Below are 21,086 nucleotides of genomic sequence, written 5' to 3' on the forward strand. Positions count from 1 at the left end.
GCGCCGCAGCTTTACGACAACAGGGAAAATCTCGACAGAATGAGCGATACATCCGCGACGGAAAACGGCGTAAGCACCGAATATGGCGCAGATTCCATCAAGGTTCTGAAGGGCCTCGATGCCGTGCGCAAACGCCCCGGCATGTATATCGGCGATACCGACGACGGCTCCGGCCTGCATCACATGGTCTATGAAGTCGTCGACAACGCGATCGACGAAGCGCTTGCCGGCCATGCTGACATCGTCACGGTGACCCTCAATTCGGATGGCTCGGTGACCGTCACCGACAATGGTCGCGGCATTCCGACGGATATTCACACCGGCGAAGGCGTGTCGGCTGCCGAAGTCATCATGACGCAGCTCCATGCCGGCGGTAAGTTCGACCAGAATTCCTACAAGGTTTCCGGCGGCCTGCACGGCGTCGGCGTCTCCGTCGTCAACGCGCTGTCCGTCTGGTTGAAGCTGAAGATCCGCCGTCACGACAAGATCCATGAAATGAGCTTCACCCATGGCGTGGCCGATGCTCCACTGAAGGTTACGGGCGACGCGCCGAATGAGACCGGCACGGAAGTGAGCTTCATGCCGAGCACCGGCACCTTCACCATGACGGAGTTCGATTACGGCACGCTGGAGCATCGCCTTCGCGAGCTCGCCTTCCTGAATTCAGGCGTCCGCATCCTGCTGACCGACAAGCGCCATTCCGACATCAAGCAGGAAGAGCTGCGTTATGACGGTGGCCTCGAGGCTTTCGTCGCCTATTTGGACCGCGCCAAGAAGTCGCTCGTCGACAAGCCGGTTGCCATCCACGGCGAAAAGGACGGCATCACCGTTGAAGTCGCGATGTGGTGGAACGACAGCTATCATGAGAACGTGCTCTGCTTCACCAACAACATCCCTCAACGCGACGGCGGCACGCATATGGCCGGCTTCCGCGCGGCGCTGACGCGCCAGGTCGTTTCCTATGCCGACAGTTCCGGCATCACCAAAAGGGAAAAGGTAACGCTGCAGGGCGAAGATTGCCGCGAAGGCCTGACTGCGGTTCTGTCGGTCAAAGTGCCGGATCCGAAATTCTCCTCGCAGACCAAGGATAAGCTCGTTTCCTCGGAAGTCCGTCCTGTTGTCGAAAGTCTCGTCAACGAGGCGTTGAGCACCTGGTTCGAAGAACATCCGAGCGAAGCCAAAATCCTCGTCGGTAAGGTCGTCGAGGCAGCCGCCGCACGCGAAGCGGCCCGCAAGGCCCGCGAGTTGACCCGCCGCAAGGGCGCACTCGATATCGCTTCGCTGCCGGGCAAGCTTGCTGACTGCTCCGAGCGTGATCCGACAAAATCCGAAGTCTTCCTCGTCGAAGGCGATTCTGCCGGCGGCTCTGCCAAGCAGGGCCGCTCGCGCGAGAACCAGGCGATCCTGCCGTTGCGGGGCAAGATCCTGAACGTCGAACGCGCCCGTTTCGACAAGATGCTGTCGAGTCAGGAAATCGGCACATTGATCACCGCGCTCGGTACAGGCATCGGCAAGGACGAGTTCAACGTCGAAAAGCTGCGCTACCACAAGATTATCATCATGACCGACGCCGATGTCGACGGCGCCCATATCCGCACCCTGCTGCTGACCTTCTTCTTCCGCCAGATGCCGCAACTGATCGAGCGCGGTCATCTCTATATCGCCCAGCCGCCGCTCTATAAGGTCTCGCGCGGCAAGTCGGTGCAGTATCTGAAGGACGAGAAGGCGCTGGAAGAATATCTCATCAGCCAGGGCCTGGAAGATGCTTCGCTGAGGCTCGGTAGCGGCGAAGTTCGCGCCGGCCAGGATCTGCGCGAGGTCATCCTCGATGCTCTGCGTATGCGCGCGCTGCTCGACAATCTCCATTCGCGCTACAATCGTTCCGCCGTCGAACAAGCGGCGATTGCCGGCGCCCTCAATGCCGAGCTCGCCAGCGACCCGGCCAGAGCGCTGGCGCTGGCAAACGAAGTGGCTGGGCGCCTCGACATCATCGCCGAGGAAACCGAGCGCGGCTGGCGGGGCGATGTGACAACCGATGGCGGTCTGCGCCTCGAGCGCATGGTCCGCGGCGTCAGGGAACTCGTCGTGCTCGATATGGCGCTGATCGGTTCCTCGGATGCCCGTCACATCGACCAGCTGACGGCACGCCTCAAGGAAATCTATCAGACGCCGCCGTCGCTGCATCGCCGCGAAGGCGACGTCGAAATCTCCGGCCCGCGTGCCCTGCTCGACGCGATCTTCGCAAGCGGGCGCAAGGGTCTCACCATGCAGCGCTACAAGGGTCTTGGCGAGATGAATGCCGAGCAGCTCTGGGAAACGACGCTCGATCCGAACGTTCGCTCGCTGCTGCAGGTCAGGGTCAACGACGCCACCGACGCCGATGGTCTCTTCGCCCGCCTGATGGGTGACGAAGTCGAGCCGCGGCGCGAATTCATCCAGGAGAATGCGCTGAGCGTTGCAAACCTCGATATCTAATTGATATTTCAAAAATAAATGGCCCCGCTATCTTTAGGATGGCGGGGCATTCGTTTGCCGGATATCTGCTTGGCCTTTGGCTTCGCTCAATTCGCGACGAAGCGGCCGTTGAAGGCGACCTCGGAGAGCGGCTTGCGCTGGCTGGGGAATTCGCGTGCCTGATTGCGTTCGGAAAGAACGCTCTTATCGGCCAGCCGGCCGACGGCGACACCTGCTTCGACCCGGTATCCCTCGGGAATGGCGAAAGCCTGCCTGATCTCCTCATGCTTGATGCCGCCCATGCCATGGGCGTAAAGTCCGGAGAGGCGCGCTTGGATCGTCAGATGCCCCCACGCGGCACCGGCATCGAAGGAATGGGTGTAGCTCGGCTTTTCCTCAGCCGAGCCGGCAGCCCCGGTGAAGGCGCGCGACACGACGAAGATCAGCGCCGATGCATGCCTGGCCCATTCCTGGTTGGAATCGTTGAGCAAAGCGACGAATTTCTCCCAATGCTCCGAACCCTTGAGGCCATAGACGAAGCGCCAGGGCTGGTGGTTGGCCGAGGACGGCGCCCAACGGGCGGCGTCGAGCAAACCGAGCAGCTGCGCTTCCTCGATGATTTCGCCGGTGAAGGCGCGCGGCGACCAGCGATCGAGAAACATCGAATCGATGGGATATTCGGATTCGCGACTATTGCTCTTCGTCATGCTTGTTCCATGGTTTGGGGGGAGAAAATTTGGACCGGGGCTGGGTTTAGGCCGTCCAAACGATGTCGAGTTCTTCGCGGAAGGCGAAGCGCTTCAGATGATCGTCGATGACGTGCTGCATCCTTTCCTGTTGCGAGGAATCGGCGACGGAAAGTGTCATGGTCAGCGCCGCATCGTCGGCCGCAAACGTTACCTCGGCCGTATCACTGAACGGCACCCGGCCCTTCAGAGGATCAAGATCGACGCTGAACTTGTGGCTCCAGTGTTTGCAGAGCTGCTGCAGGTAGCGGCTTGCGTGTTCGGTCCGCACGACGGCCTTCGAGAGATGCATTTCGAACTCCACGTCATTTTGTATAGCGGAGACATATTTCCTGCTTCACCGGCTTGGCAAGCGCAGCATCGTCGCAGTTGGGGTGTACAGACTGTCTCCATAAAAGCGGCCTCACGCCGGCGTCGAAGCAGGATAATAAACCGTTTAGTCAATCGTTCGGGGAGTTGCGCATGCTGGTGAACGGAAAATGGACCGAAGACTGGCAGCCCGTCCAGGCAAAGGACGAAAAGGGCGGCTTCGTCCGCCAGACCTCAAGTTTCCGCAATTGGGTGACCCCGGATGGCAGCGCCGGGCCGACTGGCGAAGGCGGCTTTGCAGCCAGCGCCGGCCGTTACCATCTTTATGTCGCCTATATTTGCCCCTGGGCCTCACGTACCCTGATCGGCCGCAAGCTCAAGGGACTGGAGGACGTCATCTCCGTCTCGGTCGTTGAACCGCTGCTGGGCAAACAGGGCTGGCGCTTCGGCGATTATCCCGGCGCGACGAAGGATCACGTCAACGGCGCAACCTATATGCATGAAATCTATACCGGGGCAGCACCCGATTTCACCGGCCGGGCGACCGTGCCAGTGCTCTGGGACAAGCAGAGAAAGACCATCGTCAACAATGAATCCGCCGATATCCTGCGTATGCTGAACAGCGGCTTCGGCGGTCTGGCAAAAAATCCGATCGATCTTTACCCGGCGGAGAGACGCACCGAGATCGATGCTTTCAACGACCGCATCTATCCTGATCTCAACAACGGCGTCTACCGCGCCGGTTTTGCCACCACGCAGGTCGCTTACGAAGAAGCCTTTGCCGATGTCTTTTCCTGCCTCGACTGGGTCGAGCAGCAATTCGAGGGCCGGTCTTTTCTGTTCGCCGATCATCCGACCGAGAGCGATATCCGGCTTTTCGTAACGCTGGTGCGCTTCGACGTCGCCTATCACGGCATCTTCAAATGCAATCTGCGCCGACTTTCCGACTATGCCAAGCTGCGCGCCTTCTGCCGCCGCATGCTGGATTGGCCGGGCATCGCCGAAACGGTGAACCTCGATCACATCAAGCGCGGCTACTATTCGATCGAAAGCCTCAGCCCGACGAAGATCGTTCCCGTCGGCCCTGATCTGGCGGAAATTTTCAGAGCATGATGCCGAAAGATACGGACGGTTTTCGGCAGAAAATCATCCGAATCGCGGCAAAGCCGTACCGCTTCCCGGCAAAGCCGTAATGACACCGATGAATAATTCGTTCATAGGTGGCTGCAAATCCGTTTTCGATGAGGAGGAAGTTCCATGAAGCTGATGCGTGTTGGCGAAGCAGGCAGTGAAAAACCAGCACTTCTCGATGCCGATGGCAAGATCCGCGATCTCTCCGGTCATGTCGCCGATATCGGCGGTGAAGCGATCGGACCGGCAAGCCTTGCAAAGATAGCAGCGATCGATCCGAAGAGCCTTCCGGAAATCGCACCCGGCCGCATCGGCGCCTGCGTCGCGGGCACTGGGAAGTTCATCTGCATCGGCTTGAATTATTCGGATCATGCTGCCGAAACCGGTGCGACCGTGCCGCCCGAGCCGATTATCTTCATGAAAGCAACATCCGCAATCGTCGGACCGAATGACAATGTCATTATTCCCCGCGGTTCGGAAAAGACCGATTGGGAAGTTGAGCTCGGCGTCGTCATCGGCAAAACCGCCAAATATGTGACGGAAGCCGAAGCGCTGGATTATGTCGCCGGTTATTGCGTCTCCAATGACGTTTCCGAGCGCGCTTTCCAGACCGAGCGGTCTGGTCAGTGGACCAAGGGCAAATCCTGCGACACCTTTGGCCCGATCGGCCCCTGGCTCGTGACCAAGGACGAAATTGCCGAACCGCAGAACCTCGGCATGTGGCTGACGGTCAACGGCCAGAAGATGCAGAACGGCTCGTCGAAAACGATGGTTTACGGGGTTGCGTTTCTCGTCTCCTACCTCAGCCAGTTCATGTCGCTGCATCCCGGTGACGTGATCTCCACCGGCACGCCTCCGGGCGTCGGCATGGGCCTCAAGCCGCCGCGTTATCTCAAGGCCGGCGACGTGGTCGAACTCGGCATCGAAGGTCTCGGCACGCAGAAGCAGACCTTCGTAGCGGATCGTTAATAACGCTTCCTGCTGAGAAACTTAAGTTTTCAGGTCGATTATGATGCCGGAGATCAATTCTCCGGCATTTTTTGTGTGGGTCTGGTTCGTCAATGTTGCTGTGCAACAAAAAACTGTTAGTCTGCGCTACGTGCCTGCGTTACGAAAAGAGTCGATGTCTTTCAATCGGCGTCATCTTTTCGATAGAGAAAGGTGGCGCCTTCCATGTTTTATCAGCTTTATGAATTGAACCATGCCGCCATGGCGCCGTTTCGCGCCGCGGCAGATATCATGCGATTTGCCTATGCCAATCCGCTGAATCCGTTCTCCCATACGCCGTTCGGCCGGACGATGGCGGCAAGTCTCGAAATGTTCGAACGCACGACGCGCCGCTATGGCAAGCCGGAATTCGGATTGAAGCAGACGACGATCGGTGAAAAGACGGCTTCCGTCCGCGAAGAGGTTGTCTGGTCGCGACCCTTCTGCAATCTTCTGCATTTCGCCCGCGGTATTCCAGCCGCCCGCGGCAATGACCCACGCATCCTGATCGTCGCGCCGATGTCCGGCCACTATGCCACGCTGCTGCGCGGCACGGTCGAGGCGCTGCTGCCGAGTGCCGATATCTACATCACCGACTGGATCGACGCTCGCATGGTGCCGATGACGGAAGGCACGTTCGATTTCGACGATTACGTCGACTACGTCATCGAGATGCTGCATTTCCTCGGTCAGGACACGCATGTCATCGCCGTCTGTCAGCCTTCCGTTCCGGTGCTGGCAGCCGCTGCCGTGATGGAGGAAGCCAGGGATCCGCTTTCGCCGGCGTCGATGACGCTGATGGGCGGCCCGATCGACACGCGCATCAACCCGACGGCGGTCAATAAGCTCGCCCAGGAGCGGTCGCTGCAGTGGTTCTCCGACAACGTCATCATGAACGTGCCCTGGCCGCAGCCGGGCTTCATGCGCCCGGTCTATCCGGGATTCCTGCAGCTTTCGGGCTTCATGTCGATGAATCTTGATCGCCACCTCGTGGCGCACAAGGAATTCTTCATGCATCTCGTGAAGAACGACGGCGAGCCGGAAAGACATCGCGATTTCTACGATGAATATCTCGCTGTCATGGATCTGACCGCCGAATTCTATCTGCAGACGGTGGAGGAAGTCTTCATCAAGCATTCGCTGCCGAAGGGCGAACTGATGCATCGCGGCAAACGCGTCGATCCGGCGGCAATTCGTAACGTGGCGCTGCTGACCGTCGAAGGTGAGAATGACGATATCTCAGGTGTCGGCCAGACAAAGGCGGCGCAGACTATCTGCGTGAACATTCCCGAAGATATGCGCATGCACTATCTCCAGCCGGATGTCGGCCATTATGGTGTTTTCAACGGCTCGCGTTTCCGCCGCGAGATCGCGCCGCGCATCGTCGATTTCGTCCGAAAGCATTCCCGTTCCGCCGTCAAGCCTCCGATCCCGCGTGTCATCAAGGGCGGCCGGACGGGCTGAATCAGGGGCAGCTGAATTAGCAAAACGAATTCAAGGCTTTGTCCGATTTCGCGGGCAATCGTCTTGAAGGCGCTTATTGCGGTTACCACATCGATTTCAGCGTTCGGTATTCTGCCGGGCGCGGAAAGCGAGGGATACCCGCACGATGAACCAGTCAGCATTGCTTCGACCGGATTGGACTCCGGCTACCATTGCCCTGATGATTCTCGGCTTCATGGTTTTCTGGCCTCTGGGTCTTGCCATGCTTGCCTACATCATCTTCGGCGACCGTCTGCGCGGCTTCAAGCGTGACGTCAACCAGGCGACCGATGGCTTCTTCGCCTCCTGCCGCCGCCCGCATGGCCGTCACCGCCCACACTTCTCGACCGGCAACGGCGCCTTCGACGACTGGCGTAAGGCCGAACTCGACCGGATGGAGGAAGAGCGCCGCAAGCTTGACGAAATGCGCGAGGAATTCGACTCGTATCTGCGCGAGCTCCGTCGGGCCAAGGATCAGGAAGAGTTCGACCGCTTCATGCGCGACCGCAGGAACGCCAAGCGCGATGACAACGGCCCGGTCGCCGAATATCAGACGCCGTAAACGCCTGAACGATGAAATGATGACCGGCATCTGTCGATGCCGGTTTTTCCATGTCTGCCCTTCCGCCGATCATTTAGATTTGCCGGCGAATCGTATAGAAAACACGCATGTTCTCGCTTCTGAAAACAATGTCGAAGGCGCGAAAGCCGGCTCCGCCCGAAATGCGGACGCTCGATGTCGCCGGCCGGCTCATGCCGCTGACGATTAAGCAGCACGACCGGGCGACACGAATCACGCTGCGCATCGAGCCGGGTGGCCGCGCCTTGAAGATGACGGTGCCGAAAGGCCTTGCCGCGCGCGAGGTCAATGCCTTCCTCGACCGTCATCAGGGGTGGCTGCTCACCAAGCTTGCCAAGTTTTCGACCGATACCGGCCTGCGTGACGGCGGCGAAATCCTCCTTCGCGGCGTTTCCCAGCGCATCCAGCATAGCGGCAGCTTGCGCGGGCTGACGGAGGCGGTTTCAATAGACGGCAGGCCGGTGCTGCGCGTCAGCGGCATGCCGGAACATGTCGGACGGCGCATTGCGGCCTTTCTCAAGAAAGAGGCGCGTGCCGATCTCGCAAGACTGGCGACGATGCACGCCGCAGCGATCCGGGCGCCGATCCGCTCGATCTCGATGAAGGATACTCGCAGCCGCTGGGGCTCGTGTTCGTCGGAGGGAAATCTGAGCTTTTCATGGCGCATCGTCATGGCGCCGCCGTCGGTGATCGATTATCTCGCCGCCCACGAGGTCGCCCATCTCAAGGAAATGAACCACGGCCCGCACTTCTGGGCCCTCTGTGGCAAACTTTGCCCCGGCATGGACGAGGCGAAATCCTGGCTCAAGCGGCATGGCAGCCAGTTGCACGCGATCGATTTCGACTAGCGCATAAACTCGAATATCGGAATCGATTTTTCGGAAAGGATTACGCGCAGATATAAAGTGATAGAGCGTCCCTAGCATGTCCTGTGGACGCGCAGCGCTCTGGCCGAGAGCCGCGCTAAATTCAGCGTCTGTCGCAAATTGGCTCGACTCTTTCTGCATTTCGTGTCACTTCGCTGCCATGAGACCGGATATCAAGATCTGTGGCTTGAAGACGCCCGACGCTGTCGATCGCGCGCTGAAACGCGGCGCGACCCATATCGGTTTTATCTTCTTCGAAAAGAGCCCGCGCTATATCGAGCCGGACCTAGCGGCAAAACTGGCCGAACCTGCGCGTGGCAAGGCGAAAATCGTCGCCGTCGTCGTCGATCCGACCAATGACGAACTCGACGAGATCGTGTCGATATTGAAGCCGGATATGCTCCAGCTTCACGGCAACGAGAGCCCCGAACATGTGCTGACCATAAAGGCGGTCTATGGTCTGCCTGTGATGAAGGTCTTTTCGGTCCGCACGGCAGACGACCTGAAGCGCGTCGAGGCCTATATCGGCATCGCCGACCGTTTCCTCTTCGACGCCAAAGCGCCGAAGGGTTCGGAACTGCCTGGCGGCAACGGTATTTCCTTCGATTGGAGCCTTCTCAGCTGGCTTGACGGCAGCGTCGACTACATGCTTTCCGGCGGGCTGAACAAGGACAATGTCGCCGAGGCGCTTTTCGTCACCAAGGCACCGGGTATCGACGTCTCCTCGGGTGTCGAAACTGCGCCTGGCGTGAAGAGCGTCGCGAAGATCGATGAATTTTTTGACGCGGTCGAAAAGGCGAATGCGCCGATGATGGCCTCAGGGAGTTGAGAGTGAACGAGACGCCTAAACCGAATTCCTTCCGTTCCGGCCCCGATGAAGATGGCCGTTTCGGCATATATGGCGGTCGTTTCGTCGCCGAAACACTCATGCCGCTGATCCTGGATCTGCAGGACGAGTGGAACAGGGCGAAGAACGATCCGACATTCCAGGCCGAATTGAAGCATCTCGGCGCGCATTATATCGGCCGCCCGAGCCCGCTCTATTTCGCCGAGCGGCTGACGGCCGAACTCGGCGGCGCGAAGATCTATTTCAAGCGCGAGGAGCTGAACCATACCGGCTCGCACAAGATCAACAACTGCATCGGCCAGATCCTGCTCGCCAAGCGCATGGGCAAGACCCGCATCATCGCCGAAACCGGGGCCGGCCAGCACGGCGTCGCCTCCGCGACCGTGGCCGCCCGCTTTGGCCTTCCCTGCGTCGTCTATATGGGCGCCACCGACGTCGAGCGTCAGGCGCCGAATGTTTTCCGCATGAAACTGCTCGGCGCGGAAGTCAAACCGGTCACCGCAGGCAGTGGCACGCTCAAGGACGCCATGAACGAGGCGCTTCGCGACTGGGTCACCAATGTCGAGGATACCTATTACCTGATCGGAACGGCCGCCGGTCCGCATCCCTATCCGGAGATGGTCCGCGATTTCCAGTCGGTGATCGGTATCGAGGCGAAGGAGCAGATGCTGGCGGCCGAAGGCCGTCTTCCGGATCTGGTCATCGCTGCCGTCGGCGGCGGCTCGAACGCCATCGGCATTTTCCATCCTTTCCTGGATGATCCCTCTGTCAAGATCGTCGGCGTCGAAGCCGGCGGCAAGGGTCTGCAGGGCGACGAACATTGCGCCTCGATCACCGCCGGTTCGCCGGGCGTGCTGCACGGCAACCGCACCTACCTGCTGCAGGACGGTGACGGTCAGATCAAGGAAGGCCATTCGATTTCGGCCGGCCTCGATTATCCCGGCATCGGCCCCGAACATTCCTGGCTGAACGATACCGGCCGCGTCGACTATGTGCCGATCATGGACCACGAAGCGCTCGAGGCTTTCCAGACCCTGACCCGCCTCGAAGGCATCATCCCGGCGCTCGAGCCCTCGCATGCGATTGCCGAGGTCATCAAGCGGGCACCGACGATGGGCAAGGACGAGATCATCCTAATGAACCTCTCCGGCCGCGGCGACAAGGATATCTTCACCGTCGGCAAGCTTCTGGGAATGGGACTGTAAGACATGACCGCACGCATGGACAAACGCTTTGCCGAGCTGAAGGCCGAGGGCCGTCCGGCGCTTGTGACCTATTTCATGGGCGGCGATCCTGACTACGACACCTCGCTTGGCATCATGAAGGCGCTGCCGGAGGCGGGCTCAGACATTATCGAGCTCGGCATGCCCTTTTCCGATCCGATGGCCGACGGCCCGGCGATCCAGCTGGCCGGCCAGCGCGCGCTGAAAGGCGGCCAGACGCTGAAGAAGACGCTGCAGCTGGCGGCCGATTTCCGCAAGACCAACGATGCGACGCCGATCGTGATGATGGGTTACTACAACCCGATCTATATTTACGGCGTCGAGAAATTCCTCGACGACGCACTCGCCGCCGGCATCGACGGCCTGATCGTCGTCGACCTGCCGCCCGAGATGGATGACGAACTCTGCATTCCGGCGATCCGCAAGGGCATCAATTTCATTCGCCTGGCGACGCCGACGACCGATGAAAAGCGCCTGCCGAAGGTACTGAAGAACACCTCCGGCTTCGTCTACTACGTCTCGATGAACGGCATCACCGGTTCGGCGCTGCCCGATCCGTCGCTGGTTTCGGGCGCGGTCGAGCGCATCAAGCAGCATACCAGCCTGCCCGTCTGCGTCGGCTTCGGCGTCAAGACGGCGGAACATGCAAAGGTCATCGGCGGTTCGGCCGACGGCGTCGTCGTCGGCACCGCGATCGTCAATCAGGTCGCGACCAGCTTGACGCATGACGGAAAGGCAACGGCGGACACTGTTCAGGCGGTTGCCACGCTGGTGCGCGGCCTTTCCACGGGAACACGTTCGGCGCGCCTTGTTGCTGCCGAATAGTTTGCCCACATTGGCAATAAAGCATGTCGCGCAAAAGTGTGCAGCGTTTTTGCGGCAACGACATGCGGGAAACTAGGACCTAAAGCGTGGCAGCGAATCTGAAAGATCGCGACGCGCTTTTAGACTATCAGGAGTATTCGAGTTGAACTGGATCACCAACTACGTTCGCCCGCGGATCAATTCCATGCTGGGCCGTCGCGAAGTGCCGGAGAACCTCTGGATCAAGTGCCCGGAAACGGGCGAGATGGTCTTCCACAAGGACCTGGAAGGCAACAAATGGGTCATTCCGGCGTCCGGTTATCACATGAAGATGCCGGCCAAGGCCCGCCTGGCCGATCTTTTCGACAATGGCGAGTTCGAATCGCTGCCGCAGCCGAAGGTCGCGCAGGATCCGCTGAAGTTTCGCGATTCGAAGAAATATAGCGATCGCCTGCGCGACAGCCGCCTGAAGACCGAACAGGAAGATACGATCCTTGCCGGTGTCGGAAAGGTGCAGGGACTGAAACTCGTGGCCGTCGTGCACGAATTCAACTTTATCGGCGGTTCGCTCGGCATGGCCGCCGGCGAGGCGATCGTCAAGGCTTTCGAGCGCGCGACGGCTGAAAAGTGCCCGCTGGTGATGTTCCCCGCTTCCGGCGGTGCGCGCATGCAGGAAGGCATCCTGTCGCTGATGCAGTTGCCACGCACGACGGTTGCCGTCGACATGCTCAAGGAATCCGGGCAGCCCTATATCGTCGTGCTGACCAATCCGACGACCGGTGGCGTCACGGCCTCCTATGCCATGCTTGGCGATATTCATCTGGCCGAGCCCGGCGCCGAAATCGGCTTTGCCGGCAAGCGCGTGATCGAGCAGACGCTGCGTGAAAAACTGCCCGAAGGCTTCCAGACCTCCGAATATCTGCTGGAGCATGGTATGGTCGACATGGTGGTCAAGCGTCACGATATTCCGGAAACGCTGGCGCGCCTCTTGAAGATCCTGACCAAGAAGCCGGTTTCTGCGGCGAACGACATGAATGGCGGCGCGATTGCTCTGGCGGCGAGCGCCTGATAACCGACAAGCAGGCGGGGTGCTGAATTGATACCCAGAGGCCAAACCGCGGTGAGTGAGGCAGCACAGGAGATCGACAAGCTCATGGGATTGCATCCCAAGGGTTTTGATCTGTCTCTCGATCGCATCACCCGTCTTCTCGATGTGCTCGGCAATCCGCACAGGAAACTGCCGCCGGTGATCCATGTCGCCGGCACCAATGGCAAGGGGTCGGTCACCGCCTTCTGCCGCGCTTTGCTCGAAGCCGGCGGCTACAGTGCTCATGTCCACACTTCACCGCATCTGGTCAATTGGCACGAGCGTTATCGCATTGGTGTCAAGGGTGGACGCGGGCAGCTTGTCGATGACGCCGTCTTTGCCGAGGCCGTGCGTCGCGTGGCCGCTGCCAATGCAGGACAGCACATCACCGTCTTCGAAATCCTGACGGCGGTCACCTTCATCCTGTTTTCCGAACATCCGGCCGATGCCGCGATCCTCGAAGTCGGTCTCGGCGGCCGGTTCGACGCCACCAATGTCATTTCCGATCCGGCCGTCTCAGTGATCATGCCGATTTCGCTGGATCACCAGCCCTATCTCGGCGACAGGGTCGAGCTGATCGCGGCCGAAAAGGCCGGCATCATGAAGCCGGGATTTCCCGTTGTCATCGGTCATCAGGAATATGACGCAGCTCTCGACGTGCTGATGTCGACGGCCGAACGGCTGCATTGCCCGAGCGCCGTCTTCGGGCAGGATTTCATGGCGCATGAGGAATATGGCCGGCTCGTCTACCAGGACGAGTTCGGTCTTGCCGACCTGCCGCTGCCGCGTCTTCCCGGCCGGCATCAATATGCCAATGCCGCTGCCGCCATTCGGGCCGTCAAGGCGGCGGGTTTTACCGTCACCGAGACGATGATGGAAAAGGCGATGGGTTCGGTCGAATGGCCGGGCCGGCTGCAGCGTCTGAGCGAGGGCCGGCTGCTGTCGCATGCGCCCGCCGGCGCCGAGATCTGGATCGATGGCGGGCATAATCCGGGTGCCGGCGAAGTGATCGCCGAAGCCATGGCCAATTTCGAGGAGCGCCAGTCTCGGCCACTTTTTCTGATTATCGGCATGATCAACACCAAGGATCCGGTCGGCTATTTCAAGGCCTTTGCCGGCTTGGTCGAGAAGATATTCTGCGTGCCGATCCGCGGCAGTGAAGCGATGATCGACCCGGTGATCTTGTCGAATGCCGCCTATGATGCCGGCTTGGTTGCCGAACCGATGTCGACGGTCGGGGATGCGCTGGAAGCGATAAAAGCCGTCGTCGATCCGGAGGCATTGCCGCCGCGCATCCTGGTCGGCGGCTCTCTCTATCTTGTCGGCGATGTGCTTGCCGACAACGGCACGCCCCCGAAATGAAGGCCGCGAAATGAAAAAGCCCGGTCGAACCGGGCTTTTTCGTCAAGTAATATAAGTTGGCCGATATCAATCAGGCGGCGCTCGAAATCCAGTTCGACAGAGCCGTCTTCGGCTTTGCGCCGACAGAGATATCGGCAACTTCGCCGCCCTTGAAGATTGCAAGGGTCGGAATGGAGCGCACACCGAACTGTGCAGCGAGTTCCGGGTTCTCATCGATGTTCAGCTTGGCGACCTTGACCTTGCCTTCCATCTCGACGGCGATTTCTTCGAGACTCGGAGCAATCATCTTGCACGGGCCACACCATTCGGCCCAGAAATCGACGACGACGGGTTCTGCGGATTCCAGAACTTCCGACTGGAAGTTATTGATATCGACTTTCACGGTAGCCATGGGCTGCTCCTTTAACGGAATTGGGTGTTGAACCACATGTGATGGTGCGGTGCCGAATTTTCAATGTCCGGTATTTCACTTTGTCTTGACCGCTGCAAGCGCCAAACCGAGCGCTTTTTCGCTCAGCGTGAAGAGTGAGGCGTTCTCGGTATAGACAAGCATGCAATCGATACGCCTATCAGCATAGAGTGGCGTCAGGATCTCGCGATAGATCGCCAGCTGCGCCCGGTGCGCGAAGGGGATAGCCTCCTCTGTTGCCGGCGGCACCCGATTGGTCTTGTAGTCGAGAATGACGACGCGATCGGCAAGGACGGCAAGACGGTCGATGCGGCCGGAGACGGCATAGCGCCGATCTTCGAGCGTCAATGTTCCCATGATCGAAACTTCTGGCTGGGCCTGCGCACCGAGGACGGCCTGCAGACCTTCCTCGTCCAATAGTTTCAGAACCGAATCGACAAGCTTGCGCCGTTCGGCTTCCGGCCAGAATCGAGCTGCCCGTTCAGCATAACGGCTGGCCGCATCAGGTCGCTCCGCAAGTGGAATTTCGGGAAGCGCCTGCAGCATGCGATGGATCAGCCTGCCTTTCTCCAGTGAACGATCGCTGCGCTCCGTCTCGCCGAACAGCGGCGAGACGACCAGCAGGCCACCCGCGTCTTCATCGATAATCGTCCCGGCGCCGGAAGGACTGAGCGGCCGGGGCAGCTCAGCCTGCGGCGGCAATGGCCGCAACAGGCCGTCCGGCAAGGTCTCCTCGCTGCCGCGCTCTTCGCTGCGGCCGATACGCTCGAAGCTTCGTTCCACCCGCGGCACGCGCCATTTGATGCCCGGCCATTCCCCATCGGGACCGGAGAATGTGGTCGCCTCCACATGCGGATGGTCGTCGCGCAGTGCCGTCGAAATCATCATGTGCCAGGTGTCGTTGTTCACACGCACGCCACGATAGCCGCAGACGACCAGCCGGTCGGCGGCACGCGTCATGGCGACATAGAGCAACCGACGATATTCTTCTTCGGCCAGCATCTGGATACGCGCGGCATCATCCTGGGTCAGCGAATTGGCGAGATCGGAGACAGGAACCCAGACGGGCATCGGCGGTTCGTCGGGGCCGGTCTCGATCAGACGAAGCTTCGGCAGATGGGTATGGGTGAAGGCCTTCGAACCGCCGTCGACGAGGAAAACGATCGGTGCTTCAAGACCCTTGGAGGCATGCACCGTCATGATCCGCACCTCGTTGCGCCCCTTGTCCTGCTCGCGCTTCATCACCGGTGCTTCGAGTTCCAGCGTCGAGATGAAGGATTGCAGCCCGGGAAGGCCGGAGGTCTCGTGGTCGAGCGTGAAGGTCAGGAATTCGTCGAGGATATCGCTGACCTCGGTGCCGAGACGGGCAAGGAATTGCCGCCGCCCGCCATAGCTGCCCAGCACGCGCGCATAGAAATCGTGAACCGAAAGGCTCCTGGACTGCCGGAGAAACAGCTCCAGCCTCTCGACGGCGGCGCGGAAACGCTCGGTGCCGTCGGCGGCGAAGCTTTTGAGATGGCTCCAGACGCTTTCATTGTCGCCACGCAACGCGGCGACCGCAAAGATGTCGTCCTCCGAAAGGTCGAAAAGCGGGCTCTTGAGCACGGCGGCGAGCGAAAGATCGTCTTCCGGCAGAAGCAGGAAACGGCCGAGCGCCAGCAGATCTTGCACGGCGATATGGCTGGTCAGCACGAGCCTGTCCGCACCGGCGACGGGAATATCGCCGCGCCGCTTCAACGCGCGCGTCAATGCATTGACGAAGGCGTCGCGCTTACGCACCAGCACCAGGATGTCGCCAGCCTCGATCGGGCGCTCCTTGCCTTTGTCGACGATCGTTTCGCGGCCGACGAGACTGCCGATCGAATGGGCGATCCGCCGTGCGAGGATCGCGGCCGGCGCGCTTTCCGGCGTCGCGTCGAAGGGCGCCGTCCAGTCCTCCTCCTTCATCACCGCTTCCGGCGCGACCATCTCCCAGAGGTCGACGGCGCCGGGATGGCCGATGCGGCTGGAGCGATGCACGACCGGTTCGCCGAGCGCGCTGAGGCCGCGCGCGTTCTCGGGTGCCTTGAAAATGTGGTCGACGGCCTCAAGCACGTCGGCGGTCGAGCGGAACGACAGCGGCAGCCGCACGGAGGAAAAACTCTGCCCGCTGTCGGAAACGCGCCGCCGCGTCCGGTCGCTCTCCTCGGAAAAACGCTCGGGTCTCGCCCCCTGGAAGGAATAGATCGACTGCTTTTCGTCGCCGACGGCAAATAGCGTGCGCACGATCGGCCGGGCGCTTTCGCCGGAGAAGAAATCTTCGGCGAGCGACTGGATGACGCTCCACTGGATCGGGCTGGTATCCTGGGCCTCGTCGACGAGGATATGATCGATGCCGCGATCGAGCTTGTAGTGGATCCAGGGGCCGACGCCACTTTTCGTCAGGAGGTCGGCGGTGCGGGTGATCAGGTCCTCGAAATCGAGCTGGCTGCGCTGCTTCTTCAACTCCTCATAGTCGTGATTCAGCCGATCGGCGAGCACGAGCGCCGCATGCGTGGCGCCGTACATCCGCATCAGCTTCAGCCGGTCGCGGCTTGCTGCGACATGCGCGCGGGCGATGGCGATAGCCTCCGCCAGCTGCGGTGCCTCGGCAAGCATGGCCTTGACGAAGAATTGCGAGTCCGCCTTGGGCTCGCCCTTCACGGTCAGAAAGATTTTTTCGAGGATCTCAGCGCGCCTTGCGTCGTCGCGCTCCCGCCCGGTGAGCCTGAGGCCATAGGCAACCTCTTGCGCCTTCGCACCGCCTTTCTGGTCGGCGAGCGAGAGATAAAGCTCCAGCGTGCCGCCCGAAAGCGCGGGCAATGGCCAATATTGCGCCGCGATCCGGTCTTCCGTGTCGCCGGCGGCAAGGCCGAGCCTTTTGCGCAGAACCATTTCGACGCCGCCCTGCTGTTCCGCCGTCGTGGTGAAACGACGAATGGCATTGCGGTTGGCGACGATGTCGCCGAGCAGGTTCTCCAGTCCAGATTCGTCGCCGAGATTGAGCACGTAGGCGAATGCCTCGGAAAGGGCGCTGTCTTCGTCAGGCGCCGTTGCCGTCAGCAGCGCCCGGCGCGCATCGGAAAGCAGCGCCACCGCCGCGCGATCGTCGAGAACCGAGAAATGCCCGGCAACGTTGGCCTCTAGCGGGAACTGATGCAGCAGCGCCTCGCAAAAGGCATGGATCGTCTGGATCTTCAGTCCGCCTGGTGTCTCCAGCGCCTTGGCAAACAGCCGGCGGGCCTCGGCAAGCTTCAGTCCGTCGGGAGCCATGCCTTCGATCTGTGTGATGCGACGGCCGAGGTCTTCATCGTCAGGCACCACCCATTCCGCCAGCCGTTCGAAGACGCGGTTCGACATTTCCGACGCTGCGGCCTTGGTGTAGGTGAGGCATAAAATGGCGGAAGGCCGCGCCCCTGATAGCAGCAGCCGGATGACGCGCTGTGTCAGCACATGCGTCTTGCCGGAACCGGCATTGGCCGAGACCCATGCCGAACGCAGCGGATCGGAGGCAATCGCCTGCTGGATCGTCGTCCAGCCGATCCAGGCGCCCGGATCGTCGTCGTTGGGAATGGCGGTCACATCACTCATCGCCGCCGCCCTCTTCGGTTTCGGCCGTCGACCATTCGGAAACGCGGGCGAGATGATCGTAGTCGCCGCCGAAATCGAATTGCTGGGCCGGGATCAGCCGCGAGGTAAAGCCTCTTTCGCTGGATTGCAGCAACCCCACGAATTTGACCAGCTGGTCGATCGATTCGGCGGCGAGATCCATCGCCGATTTCGCCTTGTCGCTGCGGGCCGAGCTCTCGTTGTTGACGGTATCGACTTGAAAGCGGCTTCCCGGACGCAGACGCACATAGAGAAGATCCTGCGGCACGAGGCTGCCGGCATCGCGAAAAGCGCCGGCGCTCAAGGCCGCCGCTTCAAGCGCAAGCTGCGGATCGAGAAGCACGCGTGCCTGCGCCGGCGAGGGATTGTAGCCGGTCTTGTAGTCGATGATGTCGGCCGAGTGTGGTCCTGTTATGTCGATCCGGTCTGCGACGCCGGTGAGCCGGATATTGATCGGCTCCAGCTCCATGCCACCCCGCACCTCCGTCAGCGTTTTCAGGATGCCATGCCGGCGTCCAGCCTCCCATTCGAGGAAGGCGCGGGCCACCGCGCGAAAGCGCGGCCGCCACACGGCATCGATATGCGGCGGCAGCTTTTCCATGTCGAAAAGCTCGGAAAGGACGTGCTCCATCGCCGCTGCCGCATCCGGCGTGCCGGCGATATGGGCTTCGCGGATGAAACGGTCGATGATCTTGTGGTAGAGCGTTCCGCGTTCGGCCGCCCCTGGATCGCGATTGAACGGGTCGACCGGGTCGAGCCGCAACACACGGCGGGCATAGATGGCATAGGGATCTCGGCGCAGCCGGCCGACTTCACTGAAGGAATAGGATTTCGGCTGCAGCGCCAGCGGCGGTTTCGGCGAGGGGCGCTGCGCCGGCGCCTGAGCATCTCCTCGATCGATGAGAGCGGCCCATTGGAGGAACCGGTTACCGCGTCCCTTCAATTCCGCTTCGAACGTCTCTCCGCCGAGCGCCAGCAGCCGCTGCAGCCAACGCGAGGCGACGGTTGGCGTTGAGCCCTGGCGCAGCGCGCGCGAATAGATCAGATGGCGCGTACCGTTTGCCATCTCGAAATCATGCGCCAGCTGGCCGATGCGCCGCTCCGGCGGCTCGAGGCCGATCTCCGTCTTCATCATGCGCGGAATGAAGGGATTATTGGCGGTCTGTCCCGGCCACGTGCCTTCGTTCAGGCCGCCGAGGATCAACGTATCGACGCTCTGCAGGCGGGCTTCCAGCGTGCCGAAGATGAAGAGCCTCGGATGGCTGAGCGCCCGTGGCTTCACCGCATGACCGGCGGCAAGGGCTGCCATGATGTCGATCCATTGCGGTCCGTCGGCCTCCATCTGGCCGTCCGTGTCGATCACTTCACCAAGCAGGGCGGCGAGGGCGTCTCCCGCTTCGTTCGACCAGAGATCGGCGAGATTGCCGTGCGGATCAACCGCGACCGCTTCAAGCGAACGGCCGGTGCGCTTCGCCCATTCCGACAATGTGAAGCGCGCTGTTCTTCCACGATCTTCCGGCCGCTCCCGCATCAGCGCCGAAGCCAGAGGCTCGGTCGCTTGTGTCACCCGCCGGGCAAGGTCGTATGCGGCGTCGGCGGCCTCGGGCGAAAGCGCTTTTCGCCATTGCGGCGCGTGCCTGTCCAGGGCCTGTTCGGCAAGTTGGTGAGCGAGCAGCGGTTCCAGCGTGCTGATATCCACCTCTGCCACGCCACCGCGCAGTGCCAGCAGCTCGAGCGCCTCGGTAGCGGAAATCAATGCGCCGCGTTCCAGGCCGAAGCGGGCAAGCGGATGTTTGAGCAGCGAGATGATCGCCACCGGATCGCCCGGCCGCAGCGCTGCCTCCAGCAGCAATTGCAGCAAGGTGCCCTGCGGCATGGCCGAAAGCGGCGTACCGGCCGAATCGTCGGCGAGGATGCCGAAGCGGGAAAGCTCGGCCATCACCCGCCGCGCAAGATTGCGATCCGGGGTTATGAGTGCTGCCCGGCTCTCGCTGTCCTGTCCCGGTCTTTCCAGCGCCAGCCGGAGCGCGATGGCAATCGCGGTTGCTTCCTCGCGCTCATTGGCGGCTTCAATCAGCGAGACATCAGAGAAGGCCGAAGACAGCGCGCCTGCCGGCAGGTCGTTTTTCCAAGCTCCCCAGTCACTGGTCGCCTCCGCCGGAGCAAGGGCCTGCGACAGGATTTCGGCACGCCGCTCAAGATCGGCCTCCGGTCTGTCGAGGAGCGTGAGGTCGGCCCGCGTCAGCTTCAGCCGCTTGAGCAGCGAAGACAGACCATACTGCGGATGGCTCCGGCTTGCCGGATTGGCATGTTGGCCGGGCGCCGGTTCCGGCGCGACCATCTGCCAGTGCCTTTCGGGCATGGAGAGATCGAGACCTGGAAGCACGATCACGCCTTCCGGCAGATGGGCGACGGCGGCAATGAGATCGGCGGTGGCGGGAACGGAACCCGTCGAACCGGCGATGATGATCGGCCCGGCGGGTTTCGTCGCCGAAAGCCGGCTTGCTTCGGCCCGGAGAATGGCGTTTCTGTGCCGCGCCGGCGAGGATTTGCCGAGTTCGGCCAGCCGCTCGGGCCAGAAGGCGCTGGCGATCTGCAGGAACTCCGCCGTCAACTGCCACCAGGCGGCATAATCGCCGGTATCGAGTTTCGACAGCTCCGACCAGTCAAGATCCTCGGTCTCGATGGAATCGATCAATTCCGCAAGATTGCGGGCGAGCCAGATCGCATCCGCCGGGCTTGCCGGCGCGACGAGCGGCGAGTCCGAGTGGATGTGGCGGACGATCTCCGGCAGCTTGTTTCGCCAGGCGAGGATCAGGCGCGCAAGCTCCAGCAGACGGCCGGTATTCGACAGTGGCTGGGCGAGATCGATCGTTGCCGGCAGCGCCTCGTCGAAATAGCCGCTATCGTCATCGGTTTCGCCGAGCGGGCGGATCATGGGGAGGATCGCCGAGCGGCCGCCGAGCAGGTCGACGAATTCGGAACGCAGCACACGCACGGCGCGCCGGGTCGGCAGGTAGATCGTGACTTTGGCAAGCGATAGCGGATCATCGGCGTCGTGCCGGAAAATCGGCGTCAATCGGCCGTCGCAAAGTGTCGTCGCCAGCGTTTTCAGGAAGGAGAGGCCTGCGGGGATCGTCACGATGCGTGGCTGGTGCCGCTCCGCCATGGC

The 21,086-nt window shown here is 61.2% G+C and carries 16 protein-coding genes; 11 read left to right on the top strand and 5 right to left on the bottom strand.

Annotated features, from left to right (window positions below; translation table 11 throughout):
• Positions 1-39 precede the first annotated feature (39 nt).
• Positions 40-2,475 (top strand): DNA topoisomerase (ATP-hydrolyzing) subunit B, encoded by a 2,436-nt coding sequence (gene gyrB / locus AC245Y_RS22035; RefSeq protein ID WP_026157522.1) that lies wholly within the window; start codon positions 40-42, stop codon positions 2,473-2,475.
• A gap of 86 nt (positions 2,476-2,561) precedes the next feature.
• Here gyrB and AC245Y_RS22040 read toward each other — a convergent pair whose 3' ends face one another.
• Together AC245Y_RS22040 and AC245Y_RS22045 are read right to left on the bottom strand one after the other, a co-directional pair.
• Positions 2,562-3,161 (bottom strand): nitroreductase family protein, encoded by a 600-nt coding sequence (locus AC245Y_RS22040; protein ID WP_017995593.1) that lies wholly within the window; start codon positions 3,159-3,161, stop codon positions 2,562-2,564.
• A gap of 46 nt (positions 3,162-3,207) precedes the next feature.
• Complete coding sequence (locus tag AC245Y_RS22045; RefSeq protein ID WP_026157523.1) at positions 3,208-3,492, bottom strand: DUF2218 domain-containing protein; 285 nt, start codon at positions 3,490-3,492, stop codon at positions 3,208-3,210.
• A 170-nt stretch (positions 3,493-3,662) separates the two neighbouring features.
• Between AC245Y_RS22045 and AC245Y_RS22050 the strand changes: the two genes are divergently transcribed.
• The 10 genes from AC245Y_RS22050 (at position 3,663) to AC245Y_RS22095 (ending at position 13,878) form a co-directional block, all read left to right on the top strand.
• A complete protein-coding gene (locus tag AC245Y_RS22050; RefSeq protein WP_080635464.1) occupies positions 3,663-4,622 on the top strand; it encodes a glutathione S-transferase family protein in 960 nt (319 codons plus the stop codon).
• 144 nt (positions 4,623-4,766) lie between these two features.
• On the top strand, positions 4,767-5,609 hold the full coding sequence (locus AC245Y_RS22055; protein WP_017995596.1) for a fumarylacetoacetate hydrolase family protein: 843 nt from the start codon (positions 4,767-4,769) through the stop codon (positions 5,607-5,609).
• 204 nt (positions 5,610-5,813) lie between these two features.
• Complete coding sequence (locus AC245Y_RS22060) at positions 5,814-7,091, top strand: polyhydroxyalkanoate depolymerase (RefSeq protein WP_017995597.1); 1,278 nt, start codon at positions 5,814-5,816, stop codon at positions 7,089-7,091.
• A gap of 145 nt (positions 7,092-7,236) precedes the next feature.
• The gene (locus AC245Y_RS22065; protein ID WP_012759556.1) at positions 7,237-7,671 is read left to right on the top strand and encodes a DUF2852 domain-containing protein; all 435 of its coding nucleotides are present in this window, start codon (positions 7,237-7,239) and stop codon (positions 7,669-7,671) included.
• A 107-nt stretch (positions 7,672-7,778) separates the two neighbouring features.
• Positions 7,779-8,537: a M48 family metallopeptidase gene (locus AC245Y_RS22070; protein ID WP_017995598.1), complete on the top strand. Its 759-nt coding sequence runs from the start codon at positions 7,779-7,781 to the stop codon at positions 8,535-8,537.
• 178 nt (positions 8,538-8,715) lie between these two features.
• Positions 8,716-9,384, top strand: coding sequence for a phosphoribosylanthranilate isomerase (locus AC245Y_RS22075; protein WP_012759558.1), 669 nt, complete (start codon positions 8,716-8,718; stop codon positions 9,382-9,384).
• Positions 9,385-9,386: 2 nt separating this feature from the next.
• Positions 9,387-10,607, top strand: coding sequence for a tryptophan synthase subunit beta (gene trpB, locus AC245Y_RS22080; protein WP_017995599.1), 1,221 nt, complete (start codon positions 9,387-9,389; stop codon positions 10,605-10,607).
• Positions 10,608-10,610: 3 nt separating this feature from the next.
• A complete protein-coding gene (gene trpA / locus AC245Y_RS22085; protein WP_012759560.1) occupies positions 10,611-11,450 on the top strand; it encodes a tryptophan synthase subunit alpha in 840 nt (279 codons plus the stop codon).
• Between the two features lie 142 nt (positions 11,451-11,592).
• Positions 11,593-12,498, top strand: coding sequence for an acetyl-CoA carboxylase, carboxyltransferase subunit beta (accD, locus tag AC245Y_RS22090; protein WP_017995600.1), 906 nt, complete (start codon positions 11,593-11,595; stop codon positions 12,496-12,498).
• A 27-nt stretch (positions 12,499-12,525) separates the two neighbouring features.
• The gene (locus tag AC245Y_RS22095) at positions 12,526-13,878 is read left to right on the top strand and encodes a bifunctional folylpolyglutamate synthase/dihydrofolate synthase (protein WP_017995601.1); all 1,353 of its coding nucleotides are present in this window, start codon (positions 12,526-12,528) and stop codon (positions 13,876-13,878) included.
• Between the two features lie 70 nt (positions 13,879-13,948).
• Here the strand turns inward: AC245Y_RS22095 and trxA are convergent, their stop codons facing one another.
• From trxA to addB, 3 genes are all read right to left on the bottom strand, one after another.
• Positions 13,949-14,269: a thioredoxin gene (trxA, locus tag AC245Y_RS22100; protein WP_003544118.1), complete on the bottom strand. Its 321-nt coding sequence runs from the start codon at positions 14,267-14,269 to the stop codon at positions 13,949-13,951.
• Positions 14,270-14,344: 75 nt separating this feature from the next.
• A complete protein-coding gene (gene addA, locus AC245Y_RS22105) occupies positions 14,345-17,896 on the bottom strand; it encodes a double-strand break repair helicase AddA (RefSeq protein ID WP_017995602.1) in 3,552 nt (1,183 codons plus the stop codon).
• Positions 17,889-21,083, bottom strand: coding sequence for a double-strand break repair protein AddB (addB, locus tag AC245Y_RS22110; protein ID WP_017995603.1), 3,195 nt, complete (start codon positions 21,081-21,083; stop codon positions 17,889-17,891). The genes addA and addB overlap by 8 nt, the downstream gene beginning before the upstream one ends.
• Positions 21,084-21,086: the final 3 nt, after the last annotated feature.

Source organism: Rhizobium sp. SRDI943 (assembly GCF_057653695.1).

What these genes read in the sequence shown, in the direction of transcription:
- AC245Y_RS22050 (WP_080635464.1), top strand. Translation starts at nt 3,663, where the DNA reads ATGCTGGTGAACGGAAAATGGACCGAAGACTGGCAGCCCGTCCAGGCA.
- AC245Y_RS22055 (WP_017995596.1), top strand. Translation starts at nt 4,767, where the DNA reads ATGAAGCTGATGCGTGTTGGCGAAGCAGGCAGTGAAAAACCAGCACTT.
- gyrB (WP_026157522.1), top strand. Translation starts at nt 40, where the DNA reads ATGAGCGATACATCCGCGACGGAAAACGGCGTAAGCACCGAATATGGC.
- AC245Y_RS22060 (WP_017995597.1), top strand. Translation starts at nt 5,814, where the DNA reads ATGTTTTATCAGCTTTATGAATTGAACCATGCCGCCATGGCGCCGTTT.
- AC245Y_RS22040 (WP_017995593.1), bottom strand. Translation starts at nt 3,161, where the DNA reads ATGACGAAGAGCAATAGTCGCGAATCCGAATATCCCATCGATTCGATG.
- trpA (WP_012759560.1), top strand. Translation starts at nt 10,611, where the DNA reads ATGACCGCACGCATGGACAAACGCTTTGCCGAGCTGAAGGCCGAGGGC.
- AC245Y_RS22045 (WP_026157523.1), bottom strand. Translation starts at nt 3,492, where the DNA reads ATGCATCTCTCGAAGGCCGTCGTGCGGACCGAACACGCAAGCCGCTAC.
- AC245Y_RS22065 (WP_012759556.1), top strand. Translation starts at nt 7,237, where the DNA reads ATGAACCAGTCAGCATTGCTTCGACCGGATTGGACTCCGGCTACCATT.
- trxA (WP_003544118.1), bottom strand. Translation starts at nt 14,269, where the DNA reads ATGGCTACCGTGAAAGTCGATATCAATAACTTCCAGTCGGAAGTTCTG.
- AC245Y_RS22070 (WP_017995598.1), top strand. Translation starts at nt 7,779, where the DNA reads ATGTTCTCGCTTCTGAAAACAATGTCGAAGGCGCGAAAGCCGGCTCCG.
- addB (WP_017995603.1), bottom strand. Translation starts at nt 21,083, where the DNA reads ATGGCGGAGCGGCACCAGCCACGCATCGTGACGATCCCCGCAGGCCTC.
- AC245Y_RS22075 (WP_012759558.1), top strand. Translation starts at nt 8,716, where the DNA reads ATGAGACCGGATATCAAGATCTGTGGCTTGAAGACGCCCGACGCTGTC.
- addA (WP_017995602.1), bottom strand. Translation starts at nt 17,896, where the DNA reads ATGAGTGATGTGACCGCCATTCCCAACGACGACGATCCGGGCGCCTGG.